Consider the following 20524-nt stretch of genomic DNA (forward strand, 5'->3'; position numbering starts at 1 on the left):
AAAATGGAACAGCAAGGCATCGCCGTCCCCGGCACCCGCTGGGGCGATCTCCTGTCCGGCCGCAATGCAGTGCGCTCACTTGCCCTGGCGGGCGGGGTCGCACTGCATGCGGTCAACGTCTACATCGCCACCACCATGTTGCCAACCGTGGTGGAGGACATCGGTGGCCTGGATCTCTACGCATGGAACACCACGCTCTTCGTGGTCGCGTCCATCCTGGGGTCGGCATTGTCGATCAAGCTGCTTGAACGTGCCGGGCCTCGTGGAAGCTATGCACTGGCGACGCTCATCTTCGCAGCCGGTGCCGTGATCTGCGCGCTCGCGACCTCGATGCCGATGATGCTGGTGGGGCGGCTGGTGCAGGGTGTCGGCGGCGGCTTCCTGTTCGCACTGGCCTACGCCATGATCCGGCTCGCGTTCGAAGAACCGCTCTGGCCCCGCGCGATGGCCCTGGCTTCGGGGATGTGGGGCGTGGCGACGTTGATCGGGCCTGCGGTGGGCGGCGTCTTCGCCGAATGGGGCGTATGGCGGGCCGCATTCTGGTCGGTCACCGCGGTTGCCGTGTTGTTCGCGCTGCTGGCGTCGAACGTCCTTCCGCAGAGGGAGGCATCGTCTTCAGCTGCGGCCAGGTCCTCGGTCCCGTGGCTGCAGATCCTGCTGCTGACCCTGGCCGTCATCAGCGTCTCCCTTGGCAGTACATCCTCGAGCGCAGTCAACAATTTCGTTGGCATCGTGATGGCCGTGTTCCTCGCAGTGGTACTGATGAGGATCGAGTCCCGAGCGAAGCAGACGCTGCTTCCTTCCGGCGCTCTCCGGCTCCGCTCGCGGCTGGCCGCGTTGTATGGGCTGATGTCGCTGCTGGTGGTGATGATCACCAGCGGCGAGGTCTTCGTGCCACTGTTCCTGCAGGTGCTGCATCAGCAATCACCGCTTGCTGCGGGCTACCTCGCGGCGCTGATGGCGGCCGGTTGGACGCTCGGGTCGTTGGTCGGCTCCGGCTTCAGCGGGCGCGCCGTTGACCGGGCGTTGATGATCGGCCCGGCGCTGGGGTGGGTGGGCATGATCGGGCTGGCGCTGCGGGTGCCGGCTGCGGGCAGCGGTACGTGGTTGCAGATGGTGCCGATCTGCGTGGCGCTGGCCGTCATCGGGATCGGCGTGGGTCTGGCCTGGCCTCACCTGCTGACACGTGTTCTGACCTCTGCACCGCCGGAGGAACAGGAGCGCGCCGGTGCGTCGATCACCACCATCCAGCTGTTCGCCACCGCGGCCGGGGCAGCGCTTGCCGGGATGGTCGCCAATGCAGCGGGACTCATCGAGCCGGGCGGGGCCGAGGGAACCGCGCGTGCGGCCCGGTGGCTGTTTGCCACCTTCGCGTTGGCGCCGATGCTGGGCATGCTGCTGGTGAAGCGATGCCGCTTTCCGGCAGACGTGAACTGAGGAACGGAGGAGGGCGCAGCGACCTTGCCGGGCCGCTGCGCCATGCCATCAGTTGCTGGCTGCCTTCACGGCTTCGGCCGCGTCAATGATGCCTGGCCCGCAGCCACCAGGGCAGTTCGCTGCGGCGATCGGGTGCGCAGTGCGACGCAGGATGTCCTTGACCTGGTCGGTGGTCTTGGGCACCGGCGCCACCGCTTGCATCAGCGCGACGATGCCAGCGACGTGAGGCGCCGCCATCGAAGTGCCGGACATGAAGTCGAAGGCGTTGTTACCCACCGTGGACAGGATGCCCTGCGCCGGATGCTGACGGGTCGGGGCGCAGTTGGCCTGGCTAGGCGGCGTGGCCAGCGGCAGGAACTCGCCGACGGACGCGCGGCAGGACCAGGTTTCACCACCGGGTGCGGTGATATGGATGCCTGCGCCATAGTTGGAGTAGAACGCGCGTCGCCCGCCCTGATCGTTGGCAGCCACCGCGATCACGCCCTTGCAGTTCGCCGGAGCAAACTCGGACACATCCAGATTGCTGTTGCCGGCGGCGACCACCACGATCGTGCCCTGCGCGGTGATGTCGTCGATTGCATCCTGCTCGGCCGGCGAGCAGGCGCGGCGGCCGCCCAGGCTGAGATTGATGACTTCGGCCGGGTTCGCATTGGCCGGGACGTTGGGCACGTTGATACCGGCACTCCAGAGCATGCCATCGATGATGTCGGCGGAACCGCCATTGCCCTGGTTGCCGAGTACGCGTACCGGCACGACCTTCGCGTTGTAGGCCACGCCGGCCACGCCGATCTGGTTGTTGGTCACCGCAGCGACCGTTCCGGCGACGTGGGTGCCGTGTGCGATGCCCGAGGCATCGAAGGCATCGGCGTCGCGTCCATCGCCATCGTCGGATCCGCCACAGCCGGGATTCATTCCGCCGATGATGCACTGCCAATCACTGAACGGACGGGTCGACGAGATCATGTCGTAGCCCGGCAGCAGGTTGGCCTGCAGGTCGTTGTTGTTGAGGTAGCCCGAATCGACCACAGCCACCACCACGCCCTGGCCAGTGGAGCGATCCCACGCGCCGGGCAGGCGCGCGCCACTGGTCGGATTGCTGTAGTGCCACTGCTCGCCGTAGCGTGGGTCGTTCGGTGTGGCGAATGCGCTCATCATGTAGTTCGGCTGCACATACTCGACATCCGGATCGTCGGCGATGCGCTGCATCAGGATCTGCGCTTCCGGGAGGTCCAGTGGCTTGTCCGTAGTAACGACGTCGGCCCCGCCGCCCATGCGGCGTTGATGGGTTACGGACGCGGCTGCTGGCGGTGCGCTTCCGATCGAACGCTTGCTGCGCTGCTGGACGCCGAGGCGTTTCTTCAGCGCATCCTGCGCGGTGGTGGCGGAGACGCGCTTGCTGCTGCCGTCCCGGTACTTGACGATGAAACTGCTGTACTGCTCGTTGCTGGCCATGCCTCGCGTCCATACCCGTTCGGTGGGTTGGGCGAAGGCGGGGGCGCTGGCCAGGACCAGGGTGATGGCGCTGGCAAGGGAAACCCGAAGCGACGTACGCATGGATACAGTTCCTTTGTGGAAGATGTGTCGAACAGGCCGTGCCCTTCGGGCTCGGCTTGGATGTGAAGGGTGCAGGTGTCCCGTGGTCTCCTTTTGATGGCGACCAAGGACGAACGGCTTCGCGGACACATCCCCCCCAAGGAGAGGGTAGGAAATTTCTGAAGTGGTTTAGTGATGTCGAAAGCGAGAGAAGATGACCGATGCCGACATGTCCTGTCGGACTTCGATCTATGTGGCGCCTTTTCAGGGAGTTTCACAGCGAAGCTGGTCGGGAAATGAAAAAGCCCGGAAACCCACGCTGGTGGAATTTCAGGGCTTCTTCGGTTCGTGACGAACCGTTTACTGCTGCCGGTCCAATCGAGCCATCGCGTACTAGCCCTTCAGCCTTCCGGACACAGAATAGAGCGGTTCCAGCAGCCATTCATAAAGCTTGCGACGCTCCCCCATGATATCTGCCTCGAGTTGCATGCCAGGGCGAAGCGGCTCCATCCTCCCGTATGCCAGCACTCCCTGCTGATCCAACGAGACCAGGACTCGATATAGAGACTGCTTCGTGTCGCCGTCCTTCTGGTTCCCCGTCAAGGCGCTGCGAGAGTGTTGCCATGATGCGAGGCGACCATGGCCAGGCAGGCGAGCCCGCATTCAGCTGCCTCGGATTGAATCACGACCCTCAATAATGTGATCTTGGGATGGAAAGAGAAGGCAGCGGAGACGCAAAGCGATGGTGCTGTCAGAATCGCCAAGCGGGCAGAAGCAGGGGAGGCAATTGATGGTTCCCGTTCCCCATGCTTTAGCGATAAATTATTCTAAAAAAGCGCCAACCCCGCTCCTGTGGTTACGATGACGAACCAAAGGTTGACTGAATAAATTCACGGAGTGTCGGATACAGAAGAACCCAATGCAGCATAGATAAATTGATGATGCCGTGAATTATTGATCGCTGCGCTGAGTTGAGATTGAAGAATTGCGTTCCGATGCAGAGGGTTGCCGAGACGAGGAAGGCCGAAATCATTCCATCGACATGAACCGCTGCAAATAGCGCGCTTACGCCGATGGTGGCTGCCAGTTTCCCAAAGTAATGGGAGGCTCCATCCCAAAGGAGATGCCTCACAGTCTTCTCCTCAAATAGTGGAGCTACGATGCAGCTTGTCACTAGACCGAGGATATAGAACTTCAAGGGCACGTCCGATAGGAGGGGGAAGTTGGTTTCGTGCCTCTGGGGGAATCCAATGAAAAAAACCCAAATTGCCCCTCCCAATAGCCCGATAGTCACCAAGCTCAATCCAAGGGGGAATGTCCACTTTCTCCCCGGCTCATTGGGGAAAAGCCAAACGCAGACAAGGAAGGCTAGAAGTTCGGTCATGGCCTTCGATCCGAAAACGTCGAAATGGTTTAGAATTCCTTGCGCCGCACCGACGCTGACTATTGCGATCGCCGCCGCGAATATTTTGTTTTCTGCGATGGGGCGAGGCTTCCAGAGCGCTATCTTGTTGATCACAAATGTTGTTCCCATGTTCCAGGCCCCGACTCAGGTCGGGGCTTTGGTTACTGCATCACTTCATCATGATGTGCTTCCAGATCATCCCTGCAGCGCCGATTCCACTGAATGGTGCGATTCGGCCATAGCGGTACGCCATTTCTCCGATTTTCTCGGAGTTTCCGCGCACGTGAGTGCCGTTGCTCCGACCAATCTGGAATTGAATGCTACCCGAACCACCCGAAATCTCTGCAACTTCAGTTCTATTTAGATCACGGATATGGAATCCTTGTTTCCCCGTTGTTGGGGTGGTCATCCTTGCGAGCCCCCTCTGGACCTGTCAACCGTGTTGTGAGATTTCGTTTCTCGCAGCGCCGCCGCCGAGACGTGAACTTCGCCAAGAAAATGATCTGAAATCTCCGCAGCGATGGCTTCAGAATATGGGGCGAGTTCCAGTTCTACGATGCTCGATGGAATTCGAGATGCAGCGACTTTAGTGCTGAATCCTCGTTGGGGCGGCAGGGTGGATGTGGTCGAAGGCGACACCAAATTGTTCTGCAGCCCAATTAGTAGGCGCGCCTTGGGTCAGAATTGATGTCGGAGATCATGAATTTTAGCGACATTGTCCGGCCAGTCTGGGCCAAAGACGTCACTTTCGAGCTGAACTATGCCGTGGTGTGCAACGACGGGGTCGGGTACTGGATCTCCCCGGCTAACGAAGTGCAGACCTCCCGCCGGGCGTGAAGTGGGAGGGTGCGTGAGAGCGACCGAAGCTGGTGCAATGGTCGTAGGGATTGACCAGCTGGAGGCGGGCAACCGATTCAGAAATTGGTCCGGCTACAGGCCAATCGACAGCAGCTTCTCCTTGCCCGCGATGCGGTACTTCCAGCGCCCGCTGCGTGCATCGGGCGGGGTGAGGTAGAGGTACAGGCCGCCGCCGTCGGTGATCTTCTGCGACTTGGCGCGCCTGATGGCTGCGTCGGTCAGAGGCATTGGGGGTATCGCTTCAGTGGGTGCGGTCGGATACCCCTTGATATACCCCCACCGTCTCATGGATTGAAACGGATTGCCCCGGTCTGCTGCGGACAATAAAAAAGCCCGGAAACCCTTGTGATGCGGGGGGGGCGGGCTTCTCCGGTCCTTGACGAACCGTTCGTTGGTTGAGGTGGGCGGAGCCATTTGCGCCCATTTGCAACCTATTGAAAGCAAAAGATATTTTTCTTCCAAAAGGTGTAAATTTTGATGCCTCTGATGATGCCCGGCATGGGGCCGAGGTGCAAAGCACAACTGCTTAGGAGCAGTTGTGCGCATTGCATCGGTGATGGTGGTGTTGACCATTTGGCTTGGAGCGTGTGGTGAGGCCGTGGCGCAGGCCGGTTCAGTTCCGCCCGCCGGAACCAAACAGGGTTGGGAGCGCCAGCATCTGGGCGACCATGTCAGCGAACCCGGCGAGGCTTTACCGGACTTCCTCCGGCGCACCGGGCGAGTGCTTCATGACTACACCCGCCAGAGCGGGAACGAGGCCTGTGGCGCGATTGCCAGCGACGGCCAGCGTTTTTCCCTGCGCCTCTACACAGATGGTGTGCCACACGGCTGTGCCATACGGACCAGCGAGGTGATGGAAGGTTCTGCTTTCATCGGCGAAACCATCCACAGCCATCCTTGGCAGAAGGTGCTGACGATGACACCGGCCGCCAGGGCGTGGAGCCATTTCTACAAGGACGGCAATGCCGGGGCCCCGACCCTGCGCAACGACGGAGCAGTAGGGTTTAGCAGAGCCGACCGCGCTAACGGAGACGGTTGGCTGATTGCTGGCGGGCAGTTGCTGCATCTGGTCAACGGAAAGACCGAGCGCCTTGGCCCGGTCTTCCTCTCCACGGAGTGATGCAGGTCGATGGCTTGACAACGCCTTGAGCTGCCTTAGATTTGGAACGTCGGCAGTTCACTGCCCTATGGGCAGCTTAGAAAAATTAGAGAAATTGCTTTGCCCGCCGATACCCAAAGCCCTCGCTCACGCGGGGGCTTTGCTTTTTTGGCTTGGCGCGGCTTGGCCTGGTCTCCCTCTCCACGGAGTGAACCAATGGCCGTTTACTGGCATTGGAACTCGAAGGCTGACCAGTCCGATGCGCCCACGGTTTGCCAGTAGAACGCCGAGCCATTCCCGACCACATCACAGGCGCACTCTGTTGGCCAATTGACTGGTCCGGTGCTTGGGGAACCAAATCCAGGCATTGGAGTCAGTTTCTGTTTAAGTGCGGCGACGCAGGTCCGGCGCTCTGGCGTCAATGTCTGTTCTTGAGGCCTCGCGAGGCCGCCCGAAAACGTCGCGTCATCGTTGGTATTAACGCTCTGCGTGCAGTGAAATTGGTCAGCGAGGAACTGCGACACCGAGCAGAACACGCCCCAGCCGTAAAGCCCACCGTCGCCCCAGGAAATCCACGATTTTCCGGTGTAGGTCGGATAGGTTCTTGCCGGAGGCGTGCAGGTGTTGGAGGTGGTAACCCAGCCACTGGATGCCGTGTAGGTGCCACTCCAGCTCTCTGAGGTGCTCGACACCGGGGACCCGGTCGCGGCCGGGCAGGACCAGGACGTGGTGCGCGTGCCGTTCTCAACGCGGTTGCGTTGTTGCCAGTGCTGACCTGCCTGCCCAGCCGGGCAACCCACGTTCTGGCTCTCTGCTGGCGAGGCGCGCGTGATTGCAACGCTGGTTGGCGGCGCAGACGTGCATGCGGGAGCACAGATACTCGCTGCTGCCGGTAACCAGGCTGACCATGGTCCCGTCAGCGCGATTGGGCTTGCGAACGGGTCGGGGCATGAATACGTCGTAGTGCGGGTGCGGGTCTGCGGAAAAGAAGTGGCGCCACTGATGGTGAGAGTGCCTGAAGGACAAACGCCCGTTTGCGCCGCGCTTTCGCTCAACGGTAATGGCGCTGAGCAGGCGGGTGTGATGACGGGAGGGACAATAGGAGGAGTGACGGCGGGTGGCGCCGGTGGTGCGGTTGGGATTGGAGGTTGAGCGGCGATTGGCACGCATAACGCCAGCGGAGACCAGCAAGCAGGAGCAGCTACCGAATTCCAAATAAACGAACACGTTTGACCCGTAGGTGCCGTTCCTGTGGCTGGAGCCGTGGGAGCCGCTCCGCAGCCAGGAGATGGAGCAGGTGGAGTAACAGCTACGGGCGGTGGCGCCACCACCGGGGCCGGTGGTGGCGGAGCTGATGTTGGAGGGGGCGGTGGCAGTGCAACGGGTGTGAGAACTTGCGCAGACAGGCCAGTAGCGCCGCCGTAGTATGTGAACGCGAGCCGTGCTGGATTCCTGCATCGTTGAGTCGCGGCCTGGATGTCCAATTGGGTCGGACGATGATTATTGCCGCGATTGAAGACCGATGTGTCGTCTATTTCGAGGTCATACATGCCTCCACTCGCTGCAGCAGCTAGCTTTAGGCACGCACGCGTTGGAACCGCATGGTAAACAATCTTCAACCCTGCGTTGGGGCGGCCATCAATAGTGGCAGGCTCAAGAATAACGGGTTGCGCCCATCGGCTCGTTAGGCCAATGCCAGAGTTCATTGAAACGGGTGGAACGCGGTCGGCAATAGCCTGAGCGGTTGTCAGTCCCGCATAGGAGCCGAGCGCTCCATAAGTCATATCTGCATTTCGAGCAATGGTGTGAATATTCGCTTGTTCCGCGCGAACATCTGCGTTGTTTTCCGATGCCTGATAGATAGCGAATGCCGCACCGGAAAGAAGTGTCATAGCACCCGTCGCAAACATCAGCTCGATCAATGAGATGCCACGCTGCGGATGCGGGCGGCTTGATGGCTTCATGGTTAGCGCTTCTTTGCGCGAGAGGCTTCTCGCTCGGCTAGATGCATTCGCCCGCGCGTGCGCATCTCATTTCGTTGTTGAACGAAGGCCGGCTTTGAGATGTGCTCTCGATACCCAAGTAGGAGGCCAACAAGCTCAGCCTCATCCAGTGAATCAGCCCCAGCGGCGATGACCGCGCCGCCCAGGAGAATCTTGCGGTGCGCGTCTGCTTTGCGTTCGCTAGCTCTTGTCTTTGCTTTGATCTTTGCTCGGCCAGCATCTCCCGTGCTTTCAATTTTGCGAGACGCTCAGTAGCGGCGGTGATTTGTTCTTGTATAGAGCGTGTTGCCATTGTTGAGTTCTCGTAATGTCCTAAACCTCATGCAAACAGAAAATCGGCTATTGGCAAGTCATCGACTTGTCATATTGCAGTTCCCTGTCATCCTGAAATAGAGGGGCACAGGCGAGCGAGAGCGAGCCAGCCCTAGCGGGAAACGCGAGCGAAGCGAGCCCCGGTCTCTTGCCTGAAGCCGTCACGAATAGGGGCGGCAAGGATCAAAGCAAGAGCGCACTTATGGTTTCCCTGCGGGAAACCGTGCGCCGGGGCTCCGCCCCAGACCCCGGCCCGCTTCGCAGGCCGCCCCCGATGCTAGCCCCCTTCGGGGTGTCGCCAAAAACAAGAATAGGAGCAAGGACAAAAATCGAAATGGCCATTTATCACGCCACCGTCAAAGCCTTTTCGCGCGGCAAGGGTCATTCCTCTACTGCCGCTGCGGCGTATCGTGCGGGCATTGTGATTAATGACGAATTGACCGGTATCAAACACGGCTACACAAGGCGCAGTGGCGTTGCCTCGGTTGATATGTTGGCTCCGCAAAATGCCCCCGAATGGGCGCGAGATCCGGTCGCCTGTTTCAATCGCTCGGAAATGGCCGAGACCCGGCTAAACGCCAGGACGGCGCGAGAGCTTGAAGTTGCTCTGCCTGCAGAGCTGAACGAAGCGCAGCGTCGTGCGCTCGCGTGCGATTTGGGTCAGATGTTGGTTGACCGCTATCAGGTTGCGGTGCTTGTTGCAGTCCATGAGCCCGATAAGAAGGGAGATGAGCGCAATCACCATGTGCATCTCCTGATGACACCGCGTCAGATCGGTCCTGAAGGCCTGGGTGCACGTGCATGCGCTGAATTTGATGCGCGTGGTGGCGCAGGTCCGGAGGCTATCCGCATTCTTCGTGAAGCGGTTGCTGACCGTATCAATTCGCATCTGGAACGAGCACAGGTCGCTGAACGTGTCGATCATCGCAGTCTGGCTAAGCAAGCGCATGCCGCCGAAGCTGATGGCCATATTGGGTTCGCAGCCGTGTTGGCTCGTGAAGCCGCCCAGCACGAGGGTAAGGCAGCAACCGCGATGCGTAGGAGGGGTGAAGATAGCGAGCGGGGCACGGTAAACAACCAAATCCAAAACGCCAATCGCATTGAACTGCGTGACTACCTGGAACGCTTGGAGAAAGAGGGAAGGGTGATGGCGACGCCACGCTCCCATACGCAAGAAGCAGCTCAACGTGAGAGGCTTGCAGCGGTTGGAAAAGAAGTGCGGCAACCACACCTCGGGCAGTTTGCGGTGGCGCCCCCACGAGTGCAAACATGGCCAGTATCAGTAGCGCAGCGCGCTGGGCGAGTGGGGTCGGGCGCCTCGCGCTTTCCGCCAAGTCTCAAGCCAGCTTTGATGAAGGCGGCTAGCCGCCTTCGTAGCAAGATTGCGAACAAGCAAGCAGACGAGGCCATGGCTCGTTACGAAGCCGAAATAGAGCAGCTGGAGATGGAAGCGAGGCGGGTGTGGCTGGAGGGTATAGATGCCACCGTTCGGCAAAGCCTTTCGACGGTCGCCACGCTCTTTGACATGTCGAGCAGGGCGGGCGCCTACCCCCCCGAGGGCGTCATATCGAAACGATATGCGCGAGCTTCACAGTTCATTGAAACAGGTGGCTCGTGACACCACTCGATGGGAGCGCAGGTTACAGGCCGAAGTTAAGGCAGACATTTCACTCACGGAAGCCAAAATGAAATTGGAGACATGGGAGAGGAAGAATCCCAAGCCGTCGCCCTGGAGCAGTAGCAGGCGCGATTGGGCGCAGCGGCGTCGGAGTGGTGAAGAGCGCATTGAGCGACGCCGGACGCGGCGCGATGCTGCGCGTCTAGCGACAGGCCTGGCAGCACAGGTGAAGTATGCGGCACAGGCAGCTACGAGTGTAGAAGCTTTGGATAAGCTCGCAGCATCAATGCTGAAGCGCTATCCCATCACTGCTGATACAGCACAGCCGCACAAATCGCAGCGCTCTGGAACGACCCCAACGCGCACGCTTTCGGAGCAACTGACAAGGAGCGGGCAGCAGGTGAGCCAAGGCAAACAGCGCGGGCCTTGCCTCTGATACCTAGGATCCTTGGGTGGCCGAGCACCAAGTGAAGTGGCACGCGCTTTCTCAGCTCCACGCAAAATTATGAATGAATGATGAATATGGCCTCGGGTTGCACCGGGGGTGATGCGCTTCGTTCAGCGTTTTTGCTCTGTACAAGGCGGCGGAAGACCTAGAACCTTGCCTTCCTTCCCTTGTAATTGTTCCGTTTCGACGGAGAAGTGAGATCGATAGATGAAGAAGAAGCTAATTGGAATCTTTGTAGCCGCAGCAGCAGGGGCTGTCGTGATTGGTGCAGTTTTCGGCCACCGACTGCAAGCAAATGATGCGCAGCGAAAATCTGAGGAGAAGGAGGTCCAAGAGAATGCACCAATTGGAAGGGGCGATTCACCCGCCTTTCCCGCAACAAGCGCACGTAAATTGGAACTGGAGAAAAAGATCCCGCCCGGATCATATAAGGCTCTGGGCCCTAAAGCCTACGAGATCATCCGTGGTCGTGAATTCCGTCCTCCTGGCGACGCACTGGCCCATGTTAAGCAGTTGATTCAACGATCCGAATCGGGCGACGCCACGGCAACCTACGAAATATATCTAACCATTGATCAGTGCCGAACCTTCACATCAGATCGGGCCGACGAGTTGGCCGATTCTGCCTCGAGTCTCGGATCAGGCGGTTGGTTCCTTGAAAGATCAGAGCGGCTTCTCAAGGAGTGTGAATCATTGGTGCTGGATCAAAAAATTTACCGGGCCGATTGGCTCTCAAAGGCCGCGGCCATGGGGTCGCAGGAGGCGATGCTCGCTTATTCAGTATCGCCACAGGAAGTTATCGGATCGCTCGATGACGTTATTCATGATCCAGAGAAGCTTGCTCAATGGAAAGAGAATTCATCTAGATATCTCAATGAGATGGAAAGCCAAGGAAATTTTGCCGCGCTGGGAAGTTTAAAAAGAGCCTACACCTATGGGCGGACCCGAGAAAGAGACCCGGTCGCAGCAACGGCCTATACCCGTGTGCTTAGTCGCATCAATCCTCGACTTTACACCAGCGACGACGTTATCAAAGCGGAGAGCGATCTCAGCAGTAGGGAGCGAGCCGATGCGCTAGCGTTGTCTGAAAAAATCTTCCATAACTGTTGTGTCCCATGATAAAGGATGATCTATGCAAGCCATGAATGTGGGGGGTATTTTCCGTGTTAGCAATGCGTCCATTTTCACGCTGTTCGGGGTCGCGCTGCTGCTGGCATCTGGAGACCTCCTGGCGAGAAAACACCCAGGAGTAATTCAGTGCGCTATAGGTTGCACTTTAAGCACTCCAAATCCAGATGAGGGGACAAGTAAACTTCTTGCCGATGAGATAGATCGTCGCAACCCCACAAGAGGGAAAGTCTGGAATGTCTCACGGCCCGACCGAATTCTGGTGGGCGACATCGTTACCGTCTGCAATGGCATTTCCTGTGTTGAGTATACTTGGCGCGGTGAGCAATTCGACTCCGGCAAGGAAGTGTCGAACATCCTCCCGCCCCCCGCACGAGGTGGCGGTGGCGGTGGCGGTGGTGGTGGTGGTGGTGGTGGATGGATTGGTGGCGGTACCGGCGGCGGTGGCGGGTCTTGCTGTGGCAGAGTAACTGTAGACCCGCCAACGATGGTCCAATGATTTACAAGATCTGAAGAGTGCTGGCGGTAGCTTCCGAGCTGCCTGCGGTGTCTTAATCAACGCGCGCGTCCCGGCAATTCTCGTGTTTCATCCTGGTTAATCGCAAATTCCTTCCTCTTTTCATTTTCATCGGGTTGGCCCCTGTGCACTGGGGCCTTTTTTCTGGCAGAGCTGCCCCCCGGATAGTTAAGGCGCGATTGACGTTTCATGCCTCTGGAGCTGGAAAACAATGCCCCCGAATATTCTTCGGGGGCATTGACAGAATTGGCGTTGGCCTCATGCTGTTTTTTAGCGGCAGCGCGTTGTTAACAGCAACGGCTGCGAGTAGGTAGAAAGCAGCTCTACACACCCAGGCATCGGCCCCAAGCAACAACATAGCCGACATCGGGAAGAGCGCAACCCCTCGCAACCCAGCTAGAAGCAATGGCTATCGCACGGAGGTCCGATTAGTTCGCGCCCGGTGACAATCCGGGGCTATCCGTAGGACGCGGGTGGCGGCCTTGAACCGTGGAGGAATACGTCCACATCCGGCAGCATGGCTTCTGCGTCGCGGAGGTTCCAAGGCATGGGTTCCCTAGCTGGTCTTGGATTGTGTGCCCCGTCTCGGGTTGGCCATGTATGCGAAGGGCAAGATTGGATAGCGTCAGGCGACAGCCTGATCACGGGTCAAAGCCCATGGGAGAGACGCCAGTGAATGCTGGTGGCAGGACCCCAGCCCCGGCGCCATGTCAGGCGTGAACCTGCCGTAGCTGTGCATTGACAGTGATCACAGCGCCGACGATGGTCCTCTGCCCAGGCAAGAGTAGACCGACCCGGCAAAGGTCCCCAGACTCGCTTATTGTGGGTCGGGGGCGACTTTGCCTCGGTCGGTCGGCGGTTAGAAGCAAAGACCGAGGCAAAACAGCGGGCCCATAGTGTCCTGAGTCAGCAGGAGGATGTGTCCTGAATCAGATGCCGGAGGTGGCCTTGTCGGTAAAAGAGCACTTGGAGTTCTTCAGCAGAAAAACGGAGCGCGCCGAGAATTTTCGGGCGCCGGTGAATTTTTCAATGCTGGTTCAAAGAGACATCAGATCTGACCCCAAGGAAGGAAGAAGCGTCGCCCTACCTTCAGGGCGCGAATTCGGGCTTGCCAGTCACTGATCTGCTTTATGAAGGTATCGACGGGATACGCCGAGTGCTTGCATGCTGCTATTGAATTTAGAAGCTCATTGTTAACTTCCATCAAAGAAACTCCGGCGCGCTTGTGCTTGAGAAGGAAGAGCTCGGATGCTATCAGGTGAAGCTCTTCACTCTTATCTGAACTGATGATCTGTGTGTTACTGGCATCGCCCATGTAGTTGATTGATCGAATAGCTCGAAGTGCCTCGTATTTCAGCGCATTGAACTTTGAGAGCTTGGCCATCAGCAAGCCCGAGTAGTATCCAGCGGCCGTGCCGGGAATCAATGCCATCAGGAGGTCGTAGGCGAGGCTTGCCATTAGGGTCTTCCTTGCTGGCACCTAGGCATAGCGTAGGAAGTCGCCAGGCCGTTCGGTGCGCGTCACTTGACCATGGCGATGATTTGAAGCGCTGACAGGTCCTTGTAGGCTGTCTTTTTCCTTGCGTTGCTGGGCCAGTCGTGAAGCCCACTAAGAAACGCACGCACATGCGTCTGGCTCAGCTGCGACATTGGAACGTCTGGGCCAGCAATTTCCTTGAAGATTGTCAGTGTATTTTCGCTGTCCAGCAGGTTGCCGCTAGAGGTCTTCGCATTCCTCAGATCCTGCAGATACAAGTCAATTCGCGTAGCGAGGCTGTCGTTTGGGACTGGCTCGATGATCGAGGGCAGTGCGGCGCCGCGAGTTGCAAATTGGGTGGAGGACAAGCCATTGATGGTGTGGAGCAGTGCTTGGGCATCATCCTGGCCATTGACCTGGAGGTCAGTCAGTTTGGTGCCGTTGGGCAGCTCGATGTTGCCGGTCCAGCGGTCAATGGTTCCGGCCAACGCTCTCAGCAGGGCGTCCCGATCCTTCTCGGTCATTGGACTGCGTCTCATGCGGTCGAATGCCTGAGAGAGTGCCACAGCGGCGCTCGCCGCTGTAAGCCGCATCAGATCGATTGAAGCAGGGGACAGGCGTCGCACCAGATAACGGGATCCGACAAGAGGCTGCAGATCCGTAGGCACAAAAAACGGACGTATAGCCCGCTCGGTCTGCGTAGGAAAAATGGCTTTGGCACGGAGTGATACCTACTTTGATACCTGCAGACAGGCTCAGTTCGTGTATCACTCCGATGCCAAAACCCTTGCAAAATCAGCCGCTTAGCGATAGATTCTGCAAGCAGTTGGTGGAGGTGGGCCCTACCGCAATGTGAACGTAAGTTGTTGATGGTGCGGGTAGTTGGTGCTGGTGTTCGAATTCGATACCCCCAGCAATACCCCCATTCTATGCAGCCTTGGCGGGTTCAATTCCATCGCGCTCGGCGACCCGGGCGGCCTGCCAAGCGTCCACCTCGGCCTCAATCCAGCCTACCGCGTTGCCGCCCAGCGGCACAGGCGCCGGGAAGGTGCCGGCGCTGATCCGGTCATAGATCGTGGTCTTGCCCAGGCCCGTGCGGCGCTTGACCTCGGGCATCTTGATGAAAACAAGCGGCTCGGTAGCCATGGTGTCCTCCTTCAGATCGACGCCAGCGCCGCGCGCTGGGTCTTGGGCTTGCGCCCGCCCAGGCCGAGCTGGAACTGCAGGACGTTGTCGGCCGCCGCAGCCTCCGCGGCCGGCCGCGTGCTGCGCTCGGGTCGGTTGAGCCGGCGCCACGCCGCCATGGCCTTGTCGGGATCGGCATGCTTGCTGGTCGACCTGCAGGCGCACTCGACCAGGTGGCCGCCACCGGCGGACGCACAGCGCTTGTCGTGGATGTGGCGCGCGCGGTGGCCGGCGGCGCAGTTCGGCAACCCTTCCGGGTGGCTGATATGTTCCTGGGTCATGGCTTGTTGCACTCCTCGATGTGGGCTTCGAGCTTTTCGATCAGGAAGGTGGCTTCGTTGGCCCGGCGGCGGCGTTCGTGCGTGCTGATCGGTGTGGGTCCGGCGTCGCGGATCCACTTCAGCGGCTCAAGGAGCCAGCTCGGGTCGACAGGCAGCAGCTTTCGATGGTCAGGCTTGTTGTCAGGCGGAAAACAATCCGGCCCTGCCCAGTCCTCGCTCATGCCGCAGCGCGTGCAGACGCGCCGCTGGAAGTCGTGGACCTTCTCGGGCTGGATTACGCGTGGTGTCTCGAACAGGGCGCGGACAACGAGGCCACGCTGGTGGGCAGCGTAGACGTGCCCTGCGTCGGCCTGCATCCAGCAGCCTGGCCGGTGATCGTCCTTGTGGCGGTACTCCCAGCGCACTGGCTGTGCGGTGTAGAGCGCTTTCAGCAGGGTGTCAGCCCAAGCGCGCACCTCGCGGCCTTCAACAGCGGTGGCCGGATCGACATGACGCATGGCAGAGACAACCGCGGCAACGGGCGACGATGCCTTGGTGGCCTCGACAGTCGTGGCCGGAGAAATGGGCAGTGGTGCGGTCATGCGAACAGATCCAGTTGGGCCGGTAGCGCCGGTGCGCGCGGCAGTGCTGGCAGCGCGGCGGGAGCAGTGGCGCGCAGACGCGCGCGTTGTGCAGCGTTGAAGGTGAACCAGAAGCCGTGACCATTACGCCGGGCACGGCATTCCGTCAGCAGTACGCGGGCGACGTGCTTGGCTAAGGAAATTCCTGCCAATCGTTCCGTACGAAGGCTGCTCCCTAATCGATTTGGATTACCTCGGTTCATGGGGTAATTTGTGCCTTTGACTTGGAGTGAAGGCACATGGATCGCGGCGGAACGAAAGACCTGGACAGCGGTGCCGGCAGTCGACCGGCCACTCACACCGGAGTGGTGCTGGGGGCTGATTACGTCATTGAACTCAACGTCTGGCCCGATGGAGCGACTATCGAGAACGTGAAGGTCAGATGTGGCGACGAAGAGCGAAACGCGTTGTACTCCGGCTATGAGTTCATCGATGAAGAGGCTGCCCTTGCCGAAGCGCTCGAGACTGCAAAGACACTTGCTGGAAGCGAGGAACTGCGTCGTGACCCGGTCGGAGTGAAGTCCATTTGGGGAGTTCCGACGGTCTGAGCGGGCGCTTCTAGCCATTGCCCACCGCCTGGCTGTCGATGAAGTTGTGCAGCCGGTGGCGCTCGTCAATCAGCTTGTACGCACAGCACTGCGAGTGATGCAGGCCATAGTCCGTGAGCAGCGGGAACGCGGCCTTGATCGCCGCGCCCAGGTCCACGGCCTGCGCGGGCGGTGCGGCGTAGATGCTTCTGGTTTCGTAGTTCGCCGGGCGCGAGTCGTAATGGGCACGATTAGGAACGTTCGGGTTCAGCCAAGGGCCGGCAAATTCTTCGTCCGACCACTGTCGGCTGCGGAACTGAAACCCAATCGGCTCCCCCACCGGCTGGCGGGTATCGCCAGCGCAGGCCCTGCCCAAGTCGCAGTCCGGGCAGCAGATGTTGCGACCTTCATCGTTCTGGCGGATGCCGGTTCGATCGCATGCATCGCAGCCTTGCGGCGCAGCCTTCGCCGGCTGGCGGGCGGCGAGTGCGGCTTCCAGCGCGTCGCGTGCCTCATGTACCCAACGGCTGCCGTCGTCGTGGCCCGCCCACCTGGCGAGCACACTGGCAGCAGCACCGACCATGGCCGGGGTAATCGCATCCCCCTGACCACCCGGGGAGGGCTGGGCGGAGAGGGCGGCACGTGCGTAGTCCCACATCTGCGAGGCTGTGTAGGCGTTGTTCTGCAAGCCGGTCTTGCTAACCGGGTAATTCGGGTACGGCAGCGGCGGCAGCTGATCCCCCAGCCTCACCCTCCCACCGGGCTGCGCGTCCGCCAGGGTGGCGCGCGCTGCAGGTGGGTTCTGTGCATCGACCGGCCCCATGGCGTCATAGGGCACGCGGATGGATTCGGTGATCTTTTCGTTGCTCATGCTCGCGGCTCCTTTGTGCCGTTGATCTGCTGGCCGCCGAGAGCGGCGCGGAACTCCCACCGTTCGGCTTCGTTGGTGTAGTAGGCGGAGCGCTCCTGGCGCTCGCGCTCGGTGAACTGCGTGTCGTGCAGCGCGTGGTCGGCGGCGTCGCGGTTGGCCTTGGCCATGCGGACCGGATCGTCCTTGAAGATGTCGAGCTGGTTACGCACGCTGGACTCCTGGAATGGGTTGCCGGCGAGTGGAAGTCCGGCCGGCGCGGAGCCCGGTCACCCGGGCGGGCGGTTGCTCAGTGGGTGTCGTCACCGGCCAGCGGCGCGCGCTGCCGCTCGGCGGTGCGGCGCTGCATTTCGGCCTTGAAGGCTGGCCAGGTGGTCTGGAGGTCTTCCCAGCCGCGCCATGCGAACAACACGGCGCCAATGGCGCATGCGAGGGCGACGGCGTCGACCTGGTTGCGCAGTGCCCAAGGGAGCAGTGCGAGGAGCAGGCCGACGACGACGGCGCAGAAGAAGGGCAGGGCCAGGTGGCGCATCAGGCTGCTCCGCCGTGGGCGCGCGCTGCGCTGCGGACGGCAGCGACCGCACCTGCAGCGCTCTTGCCCTGCCGCAGTACGGCATTGGCGGCGAAGCTGGCGGCTGCGACGACCTGGTAGGGGAGGAGGCCCCAGCGTCGCCCGGCGCGGGCGACGATGCCTGCGGCTGCAGCGGCGCGCTGAGCGTTGGAGTGGTGGGCGAGGGCGGCGCTCATGCGGCGGCGTCCTGGAGCACGGCGCGCAACTGCTTGGCTGCAGCCAGCAGCTGGTGAGCGTGCTGCTCCGCCTCGTCGGCGGTGAGGTGTAGGCGGGCAGCGCCCATGTCTGCGATGACGCGTTCGCTGACGTGGTCAGCGGTGACTTTCATCTCTGCCGATCGGCAGCCCAAGGAAAGGGTGGCCATTTGTGATCTCCTGCGCCCGGTCCCCGGGATGGGGGCTGCGTCGGGCGATAGCCGTAGATTAGGAGTAGCTAATCTCTCAGTCAATAGGAGTGGCTAATATGGTTCTGAATGCGATCAGGACAGCGATGCCGCATGCCCCCTGCTAAGCTCGAATCTTGGCGCCTTGTTCGTCATTCACTACAATCGGGTGCTTGTATCCCGCCAACTCAGGGCGGCCTTTGGAAGCTAGAATGAGCGGAACACAGCTGGTCGAGTACGATGGGGTCGAGATCTCGGTCGAAGACGCCATTGAATTCCTTAACGCTGTAGAGAATCCCTTAGATCCCGTTTGCCCTATATGCGCGCATCCAGATTGGGGAGTGTCTCTGTCGCCAGGCGGAGGGCAGTTTCCCTCCATCCCTACGCGCACTGTTAAAGATGCCAGCGTAGGCGGCGGTTACTACATCGGCATGTTTGTCGTGGAGTGCATGAGGTGTGGGTTCATGCGTCAGCACAACCTTACAAGGCTGGCCTCATGGAAGAAGGCAAGGAATACGCAGCTCGAGAGTGGAGAGGCTGAATGAGCAGGGGGCACTTGCGATCGGTGACTGGCGGAAGTAGTTTCCGCACCCCCGACGCGAACCTTGAAAACGGGGGCGGCGGGGGCAATGATGGTGGCATGGAAGCGCGCGTAGCCAAGCTTGAATCTGACGTCAGCCACATCCAGGCAGACGTTGGGGAAGTACGTTCTGATCTTAGAAGCGTGTCCGAAAGACTTAGGTCTGTAGAAGTAGACATTGCTTCCATCAAGGAACGCCTATCGCACATGCCTACTACTGTGCAGATGTGGGTTGCAGTTGCCGCCGTCACGATACCTGTTGGCGGAGTGATGGTAGGCATCCTCACTTGGGTTCTGCAGAACATGCTTCAGCCGCTGCTCAAGGCAGCTTCCTAATAAAAAAGCCCCTCAAGAGGGGCTTTTTTATTAGGATCAGTCAGCTAGAATTTTCGCAACCCTGCGTGAATCAAGGCTTTTCCGAGGATGCTCACATCACCCGGATCGGGCCGGTACGCAGGGAAATCAGTGTTGACGCTCACGACGTACAGTCCGTCGCCGCGCTTCTGCAGCATCTTGATCTGCGTCTCGCCGCCAATGTTGATCAGGTAGTAGTCGTCACCGTCGAAGTAGTCGCAGCTGGTGTCGATCCAGACAATGTCGCCGTCTTCGAGCTTGGGTTTCATCGACGGCCCGCGGCCGGTGATGATCTGGATCCTGCCTGGCTTGGGTAGGTAGCCGAGCTTCCTGCGGACTTCCCATTCTGCGACCTCGATGGTCTTCACCACCTCTGGGTAGTCCTGGTTGACCATCCCCGCGCCCATTCCCGCACCCCCTTCAAACAAGTCGAAGCGAACATAGCCGGGTGGTGTCTCAATCTCCGCGACATATGAGACAGGGGGCTCTTGCACCCCGCCACACATCGGTCCTTTGCCAGTGGCCAACCAGGCTTCGCTGACGCCCAACGCCTTAGCAGCGGCCAACAAGTTTTCACCACGTAGGAACTTGGCCTTTCCGCTGAACCAGCCATTGACGCTGGGAGCAGAAATGCCAACCCGGCGGGCTAGCTCGGCCTTGGTGATCTGCGCGTGCTCGATTGCGAGCGTCAGGCGTTCGGCAAGAGTAGTCATTAGGAAAGGCTAACTGCAATCGAATTAGGACTGGCTATTGACTGAGGCATTAGCGAGTCCTAATCTTGGTGAATGGACAACCTTACTGCTTCCGAGATCATCGACCGCTTGGGTGGCACCACCGAGGTGGCCCGCATCTGCAGGATCAAGCCGCCGTCTGTCAGCGAGTGGCGTGCCAGTGGAATCCCCCCAGCGCGCAGGCAGTTCCTCGAATTGCTGCGGCCGGAGGTCTTTGTGGGCTCCAGCATTGCAGCAGTCCGCCAGCTGGTTGACAGCCGCATGAGTAAGCGCGCGCTGCGCGCCCGGCTGTGCCTGTCGACGGATCAGCAGCTGGCCAAGGTGCTGAAGCTGCCGACCGCGCAGGTTGAGGGCTGGTCGGAAGAGGGCGCCTTGCCGGCGCTGCCGGAGATCCAGCGCCTGCTGGGTGTCCAGGAACAACCGCAGGCGCAGCCCGCGCCGCATGACCCCGACGAGAACCGCTATGTCCCTCTGGAGGTGGCCTGATATGCGCGCGCTGTCCGACAAGTGGAATCCGCGGCTGTGGCTGCGGGATTGGCTGAACAAGCCTTCGCAAACCGAACTTTCGGAGTGCGCAGAGGGTGAGCGCG

24 protein-coding genes are annotated in these 20524 nt (G+C 60.1%); 7 read left to right on the forward strand and 17 right to left on the reverse strand.

The genetic code is table 11. The features are described from left to right. Positions 1 to 3: 3 nt before the first annotated feature. Positions 4 to 1437 (forward strand): MFS transporter, encoded by a 1434-nt coding sequence (locus tag SriyCCGPB3_RS08260; RefSeq protein ID WP_350260076.1) that lies wholly within the window; start codon positions 4 to 6, stop codon positions 1435 to 1437. Positions 1438 to 1485: 48 nt separating this feature from the next. Here SriyCCGPB3_RS08260 and SriyCCGPB3_RS08265 read toward each other — a convergent pair whose 3' ends face one another. From SriyCCGPB3_RS08265 to SriyCCGPB3_RS08280, 3 genes are all read right to left on the reverse strand, one after another. Then, positions 1486 to 2991, reverse strand: coding sequence for a S8 family serine peptidase (locus SriyCCGPB3_RS08265; protein WP_232528308.1), 1506 nt, complete (start codon positions 2989 to 2991; stop codon positions 1486 to 1488). Between the two features lie 578 nt (positions 2992 to 3569). Next, positions 3570 to 3656, reverse strand: a complete 87-nt coding sequence (locus SriyCCGPB3_RS08275) for a cysteine peptidase family C39 domain-containing protein (protein WP_350260362.1) — start codon at positions 3654 to 3656, stop codon at positions 3570 to 3572. Between the two features lie 170 nt (positions 3657 to 3826). Further along, positions 3827 to 4168, reverse strand: a complete 342-nt coding sequence (locus tag SriyCCGPB3_RS08280) for a CPBP family intramembrane glutamic endopeptidase (RefSeq protein WP_350260077.1) — start codon at positions 4166 to 4168, stop codon at positions 3827 to 3829. A gap of 184 nt (positions 4169 to 4352) precedes the next feature. Here SriyCCGPB3_RS08280 and SriyCCGPB3_RS08285 point away from each other — a divergent pair, with 184 nt between their 5' ends. Next, the gene (locus SriyCCGPB3_RS08285; RefSeq protein ID WP_228756329.1) at positions 4353 to 4739 is read left to right on the forward strand and encodes a hypothetical protein; all 387 of its coding nucleotides are present in this window, start codon (positions 4353 to 4355) and stop codon (positions 4737 to 4739) included. A gap of 566 nt (positions 4740 to 5305) precedes the next feature. On the opposite strand, the gene SriyCCGPB3_RS08290 is transcribed toward SriyCCGPB3_RS08285, so the two are convergent. Beyond that, on the reverse strand, positions 5306 to 5461 hold the full coding sequence (locus SriyCCGPB3_RS08290) for an Arm DNA-binding domain-containing protein (RefSeq protein WP_204303203.1): 156 nt from the start codon (positions 5459 to 5461) through the stop codon (positions 5306 to 5308). Between the two features lie 310 nt (positions 5462 to 5771). On the opposite strand from SriyCCGPB3_RS08290, the gene SriyCCGPB3_RS08295 reads away from it, so the two are divergent. Continuing rightward, positions 5772 to 6353: a hypothetical protein gene (locus SriyCCGPB3_RS08295; RefSeq protein WP_164162890.1), complete on the forward strand. Its 582-nt coding sequence runs from the start codon at positions 5772 to 5774 to the stop codon at positions 6351 to 6353. 203 nt (positions 6354 to 6556) lie between these two features. Here SriyCCGPB3_RS08295 and SriyCCGPB3_RS08300 read toward each other — a convergent pair whose 3' ends face one another. Together SriyCCGPB3_RS08300 and SriyCCGPB3_RS08305 are read right to left on the reverse strand one after the other, a co-directional pair. Further along, the gene (locus SriyCCGPB3_RS08300) at positions 6557 to 8296 is read right to left on the reverse strand and encodes a type 4 pilus major pilin (RefSeq protein WP_350260078.1); all 1740 of its coding nucleotides are present in this window, start codon (positions 8294 to 8296) and stop codon (positions 6557 to 6559) included. A 2-nt stretch (positions 8297 to 8298) separates the two neighbouring features. Further along, entirely contained in the window at positions 8299 to 8571 is a 273-nt protein-coding gene (locus SriyCCGPB3_RS08305; RefSeq protein ID WP_343236016.1) for a conjugal transfer protein TraD, read from the reverse strand. 350 nt (positions 8572 to 8921) lie between these two features. On the opposite strand from SriyCCGPB3_RS08305, the gene SriyCCGPB3_RS08310 reads away from it, so the two are divergent. Both SriyCCGPB3_RS08310 and SriyCCGPB3_RS08315 read left to right on the forward strand, forming a co-directional pair. Further along, positions 8922 to 10265: a MobA/MobL family protein gene (locus tag SriyCCGPB3_RS08310; RefSeq protein WP_228756328.1), complete on the forward strand. Its 1344-nt coding sequence runs from the start codon at positions 8922 to 8924 to the stop codon at positions 10263 to 10265. Between the two features lie 655 nt (positions 10266 to 10920). Then, positions 10921 to 11832, forward strand: coding sequence for a hypothetical protein (locus tag SriyCCGPB3_RS08315; protein WP_110711965.1), 912 nt, complete (start codon positions 10921 to 10923; stop codon positions 11830 to 11832). A 1574-nt stretch (positions 11833 to 13406) separates the two neighbouring features. Here SriyCCGPB3_RS08315 and SriyCCGPB3_RS08320 read toward each other — a convergent pair. From SriyCCGPB3_RS08320 to SriyCCGPB3_RS08340, 5 genes are all read right to left on the reverse strand, one after another. Next, positions 13407 to 13817: a hypothetical protein gene (locus SriyCCGPB3_RS08320; protein ID WP_153855106.1), complete on the reverse strand. Its 411-nt coding sequence runs from the start codon at positions 13815 to 13817 to the stop codon at positions 13407 to 13409. A gap of 62 nt (positions 13818 to 13879) precedes the next feature. Continuing rightward, positions 13880 to 14359 (reverse strand): hypothetical protein, encoded by a 480-nt coding sequence (locus SriyCCGPB3_RS08325; RefSeq protein ID WP_239496547.1) that lies wholly within the window; start codon positions 14357 to 14359, stop codon positions 13880 to 13882. 403 nt (positions 14360 to 14762) lie between these two features. After that, entirely contained in the window at positions 14763 to 14981 is a 219-nt protein-coding gene (locus SriyCCGPB3_RS08330; RefSeq protein WP_065183319.1) for a helix-turn-helix transcriptional regulator, read from the reverse strand. An 11-nt stretch (positions 14982 to 14992) separates the two neighbouring features. Next, positions 14993 to 15301: a hypothetical protein gene (locus SriyCCGPB3_RS08335; RefSeq protein WP_350260079.1), complete on the reverse strand. Its 309-nt coding sequence runs from the start codon at positions 15299 to 15301 to the stop codon at positions 14993 to 14995. Continuing rightward, positions 15298 to 15882: a hypothetical protein gene (locus tag SriyCCGPB3_RS08340; RefSeq protein ID WP_350260080.1), complete on the reverse strand. Its 585-nt coding sequence runs from the start codon at positions 15880 to 15882 to the stop codon at positions 15298 to 15300. Before SriyCCGPB3_RS08340 ends, SriyCCGPB3_RS08335 begins: the two co-directional genes overlap by 4 nt. Before the next feature lie 278 nt (positions 15883 to 16160). Here SriyCCGPB3_RS08340 and SriyCCGPB3_RS08345 point away from each other — a divergent pair, with 278 nt between their 5' ends. After that, a complete protein-coding gene (locus SriyCCGPB3_RS08345; RefSeq protein WP_350260081.1) occupies positions 16161 to 16469 on the forward strand; it encodes a hypothetical protein in 309 nt (102 codons plus the stop codon). A gap of 10 nt (positions 16470 to 16479) precedes the next feature. On the opposite strand, the gene SriyCCGPB3_RS08350 is transcribed toward SriyCCGPB3_RS08345, so the two are convergent. The 6 genes from SriyCCGPB3_RS08350 to SriyCCGPB3_RS08375 form a co-directional block, all read right to left on the reverse strand. After that, positions 16480 to 17319 carry a hypothetical protein gene (locus tag SriyCCGPB3_RS08350; protein ID WP_350260082.1) on the reverse strand — a complete coding sequence of 280 codons (840 nt, stop codon included), beginning with the start codon at positions 17317 to 17319 and terminating at the stop codon, positions 16480 to 16482. Then, positions 17316 to 17528 (reverse strand): hypothetical protein, encoded by a 213-nt coding sequence (locus tag SriyCCGPB3_RS08355; protein ID WP_099605610.1) that lies wholly within the window; start codon positions 17526 to 17528, stop codon positions 17316 to 17318. Before SriyCCGPB3_RS08355 ends, SriyCCGPB3_RS08350 begins: the two co-directional genes overlap by 4 nt. 77 nt (positions 17529 to 17605) lie before the next feature. Further along, positions 17606 to 17848 carry a hypothetical protein gene (locus SriyCCGPB3_RS08360; protein WP_350260083.1) on the reverse strand — a complete coding sequence of 81 codons (243 nt, stop codon included), beginning with the start codon at positions 17846 to 17848 and terminating at the stop codon, positions 17606 to 17608. Next, entirely contained in the window at positions 17848 to 18063 is a 216-nt protein-coding gene (locus SriyCCGPB3_RS08365; protein ID WP_350260084.1) for a hypothetical protein, read from the reverse strand. Before SriyCCGPB3_RS08365 ends, SriyCCGPB3_RS08360 begins: the two co-directional genes overlap by 1 nt. Beyond that, entirely contained in the window at positions 18060 to 18251 is a 192-nt protein-coding gene (locus tag SriyCCGPB3_RS08370) for a hypothetical protein (protein WP_350260085.1), read from the reverse strand. The genes SriyCCGPB3_RS08365 and SriyCCGPB3_RS08370 overlap by 4 nt, the downstream gene beginning before the upstream one ends. Positions 18252 to 19229: 978 nt before the next feature. Beyond that, complete coding sequence (locus tag SriyCCGPB3_RS08375) at positions 19230 to 19916, reverse strand: LexA family transcriptional regulator (RefSeq protein WP_350260086.1); 687 nt, start codon at positions 19914 to 19916, stop codon at positions 19230 to 19232. Positions 19917 to 19988: 72 nt separating this feature from the next. Between SriyCCGPB3_RS08375 and SriyCCGPB3_RS08380 the strand changes: the two genes are divergently transcribed. Further along, a complete protein-coding gene (locus SriyCCGPB3_RS08380; protein WP_350260087.1) occupies positions 19989 to 20420 on the forward strand; it encodes a hypothetical protein in 432 nt (143 codons plus the stop codon). Positions 20421 to 20524: the final 104 nt, after the last annotated feature.

The organism is Stenotrophomonas riyadhensis (assembly GCF_040256885.1).
Taxonomy (GTDB): domain Bacteria; phylum Pseudomonadota; class Gammaproteobacteria; order Xanthomonadales; family Xanthomonadaceae; genus Stenotrophomonas; species Stenotrophomonas riyadhensis.

Coding starts and splice junctions, on each gene's coding strand:
- SriyCCGPB3_RS08320 (WP_153855106.1), bottom strand. CDS start 13,817: ATGGCAAGCCTCGCCTACGACCTCCTGATGGCATTGATTCCCGGCACG.
- SriyCCGPB3_RS08375 (WP_350260086.1), bottom strand. CDS start 19,916: ATGACTACTCTTGCCGAACGCCTGACGCTCGCAATCGAGCACGCGCAG.
- SriyCCGPB3_RS08360 (WP_350260083.1), bottom strand. CDS start 17,848: ATGCGCCACCTGGCCCTGCCCTTCTTCTGCGCCGTCGTCGTCGGCCTG.
- SriyCCGPB3_RS08335 (WP_350260079.1), bottom strand. CDS start 15,301: ATGACCCAGGAACATATCAGCCACCCGGAAGGGTTGCCGAACTGCGCC.
- SriyCCGPB3_RS08265 (WP_232528308.1), bottom strand. CDS start 2,991: ATGCGTACGTCGCTTCGGGTTTCCCTTGCCAGCGCCATCACCCTGGTC.
- SriyCCGPB3_RS08290 (WP_204303203.1), bottom strand. CDS start 5,461: ATGCCTCTGACCGACGCAGCCATCAGGCGCGCCAAGTCGCAGAAGATC.
- SriyCCGPB3_RS08345 (WP_350260081.1), top strand. CDS start 16,161: ATGGATCGCGGCGGAACGAAAGACCTGGACAGCGGTGCCGGCAGTCGA.
- SriyCCGPB3_RS08300 (WP_350260078.1), bottom strand. CDS start 8,296: ATGAAGCCATCAAGCCGCCCGCATCCGCAGCGTGGCATCTCATTGATC.
- SriyCCGPB3_RS08350 (WP_350260082.1), bottom strand. CDS start 17,319: ATGAGCAACGAAAAGATCACCGAATCCATCCGCGTGCCCTATGACGCC.
- SriyCCGPB3_RS08285 (WP_228756329.1), top strand. CDS start 4,353: ATGGCCTTCGATCCGAAAACGTCGAAATGGTTTAGAATTCCTTGCGCC.
- SriyCCGPB3_RS08325 (WP_239496547.1), bottom strand. CDS start 14,359: ATGACCGAGAAGGATCGGGACGCCCTGCTGAGAGCGTTGGCCGGAACC.
- SriyCCGPB3_RS08365 (WP_350260084.1), bottom strand. CDS start 18,063: ATGAGCGCCGCCCTCGCCCACCACTCCAACGCTCAGCGCGCCGCTGCA.
- SriyCCGPB3_RS08260 (WP_350260076.1), top strand. CDS start 4: ATGGAACAGCAAGGCATCGCCGTCCCCGGCACCCGCTGGGGCGATCTC.
- SriyCCGPB3_RS08330 (WP_065183319.1), bottom strand. CDS start 14,981: ATGGCTACCGAGCCGCTTGTTTTCATCAAGATGCCCGAGGTCAAGCGC.
- SriyCCGPB3_RS08370 (WP_350260085.1), bottom strand. CDS start 18,251: ATGGCCACCCTTTCCTTGGGCTGCCGATCGGCAGAGATGAAAGTCACC.
- SriyCCGPB3_RS08315 (WP_110711965.1), top strand. CDS start 10,921: ATGAAGAAGAAGCTAATTGGAATCTTTGTAGCCGCAGCAGCAGGGGCT.
- SriyCCGPB3_RS08340 (WP_350260080.1), bottom strand. CDS start 15,882: ATGACCGCACCACTGCCCATTTCTCCGGCCACGACTGTCGAGGCCACC.
- SriyCCGPB3_RS08310 (WP_228756328.1), top strand. CDS start 8,922: ATGCTAGCCCCCTTCGGGGTGTCGCCAAAAACAAGAATAGGAGCAAGG.
- SriyCCGPB3_RS08380 (WP_350260087.1), top strand. CDS start 19,989: ATGGACAACCTTACTGCTTCCGAGATCATCGACCGCTTGGGTGGCACC.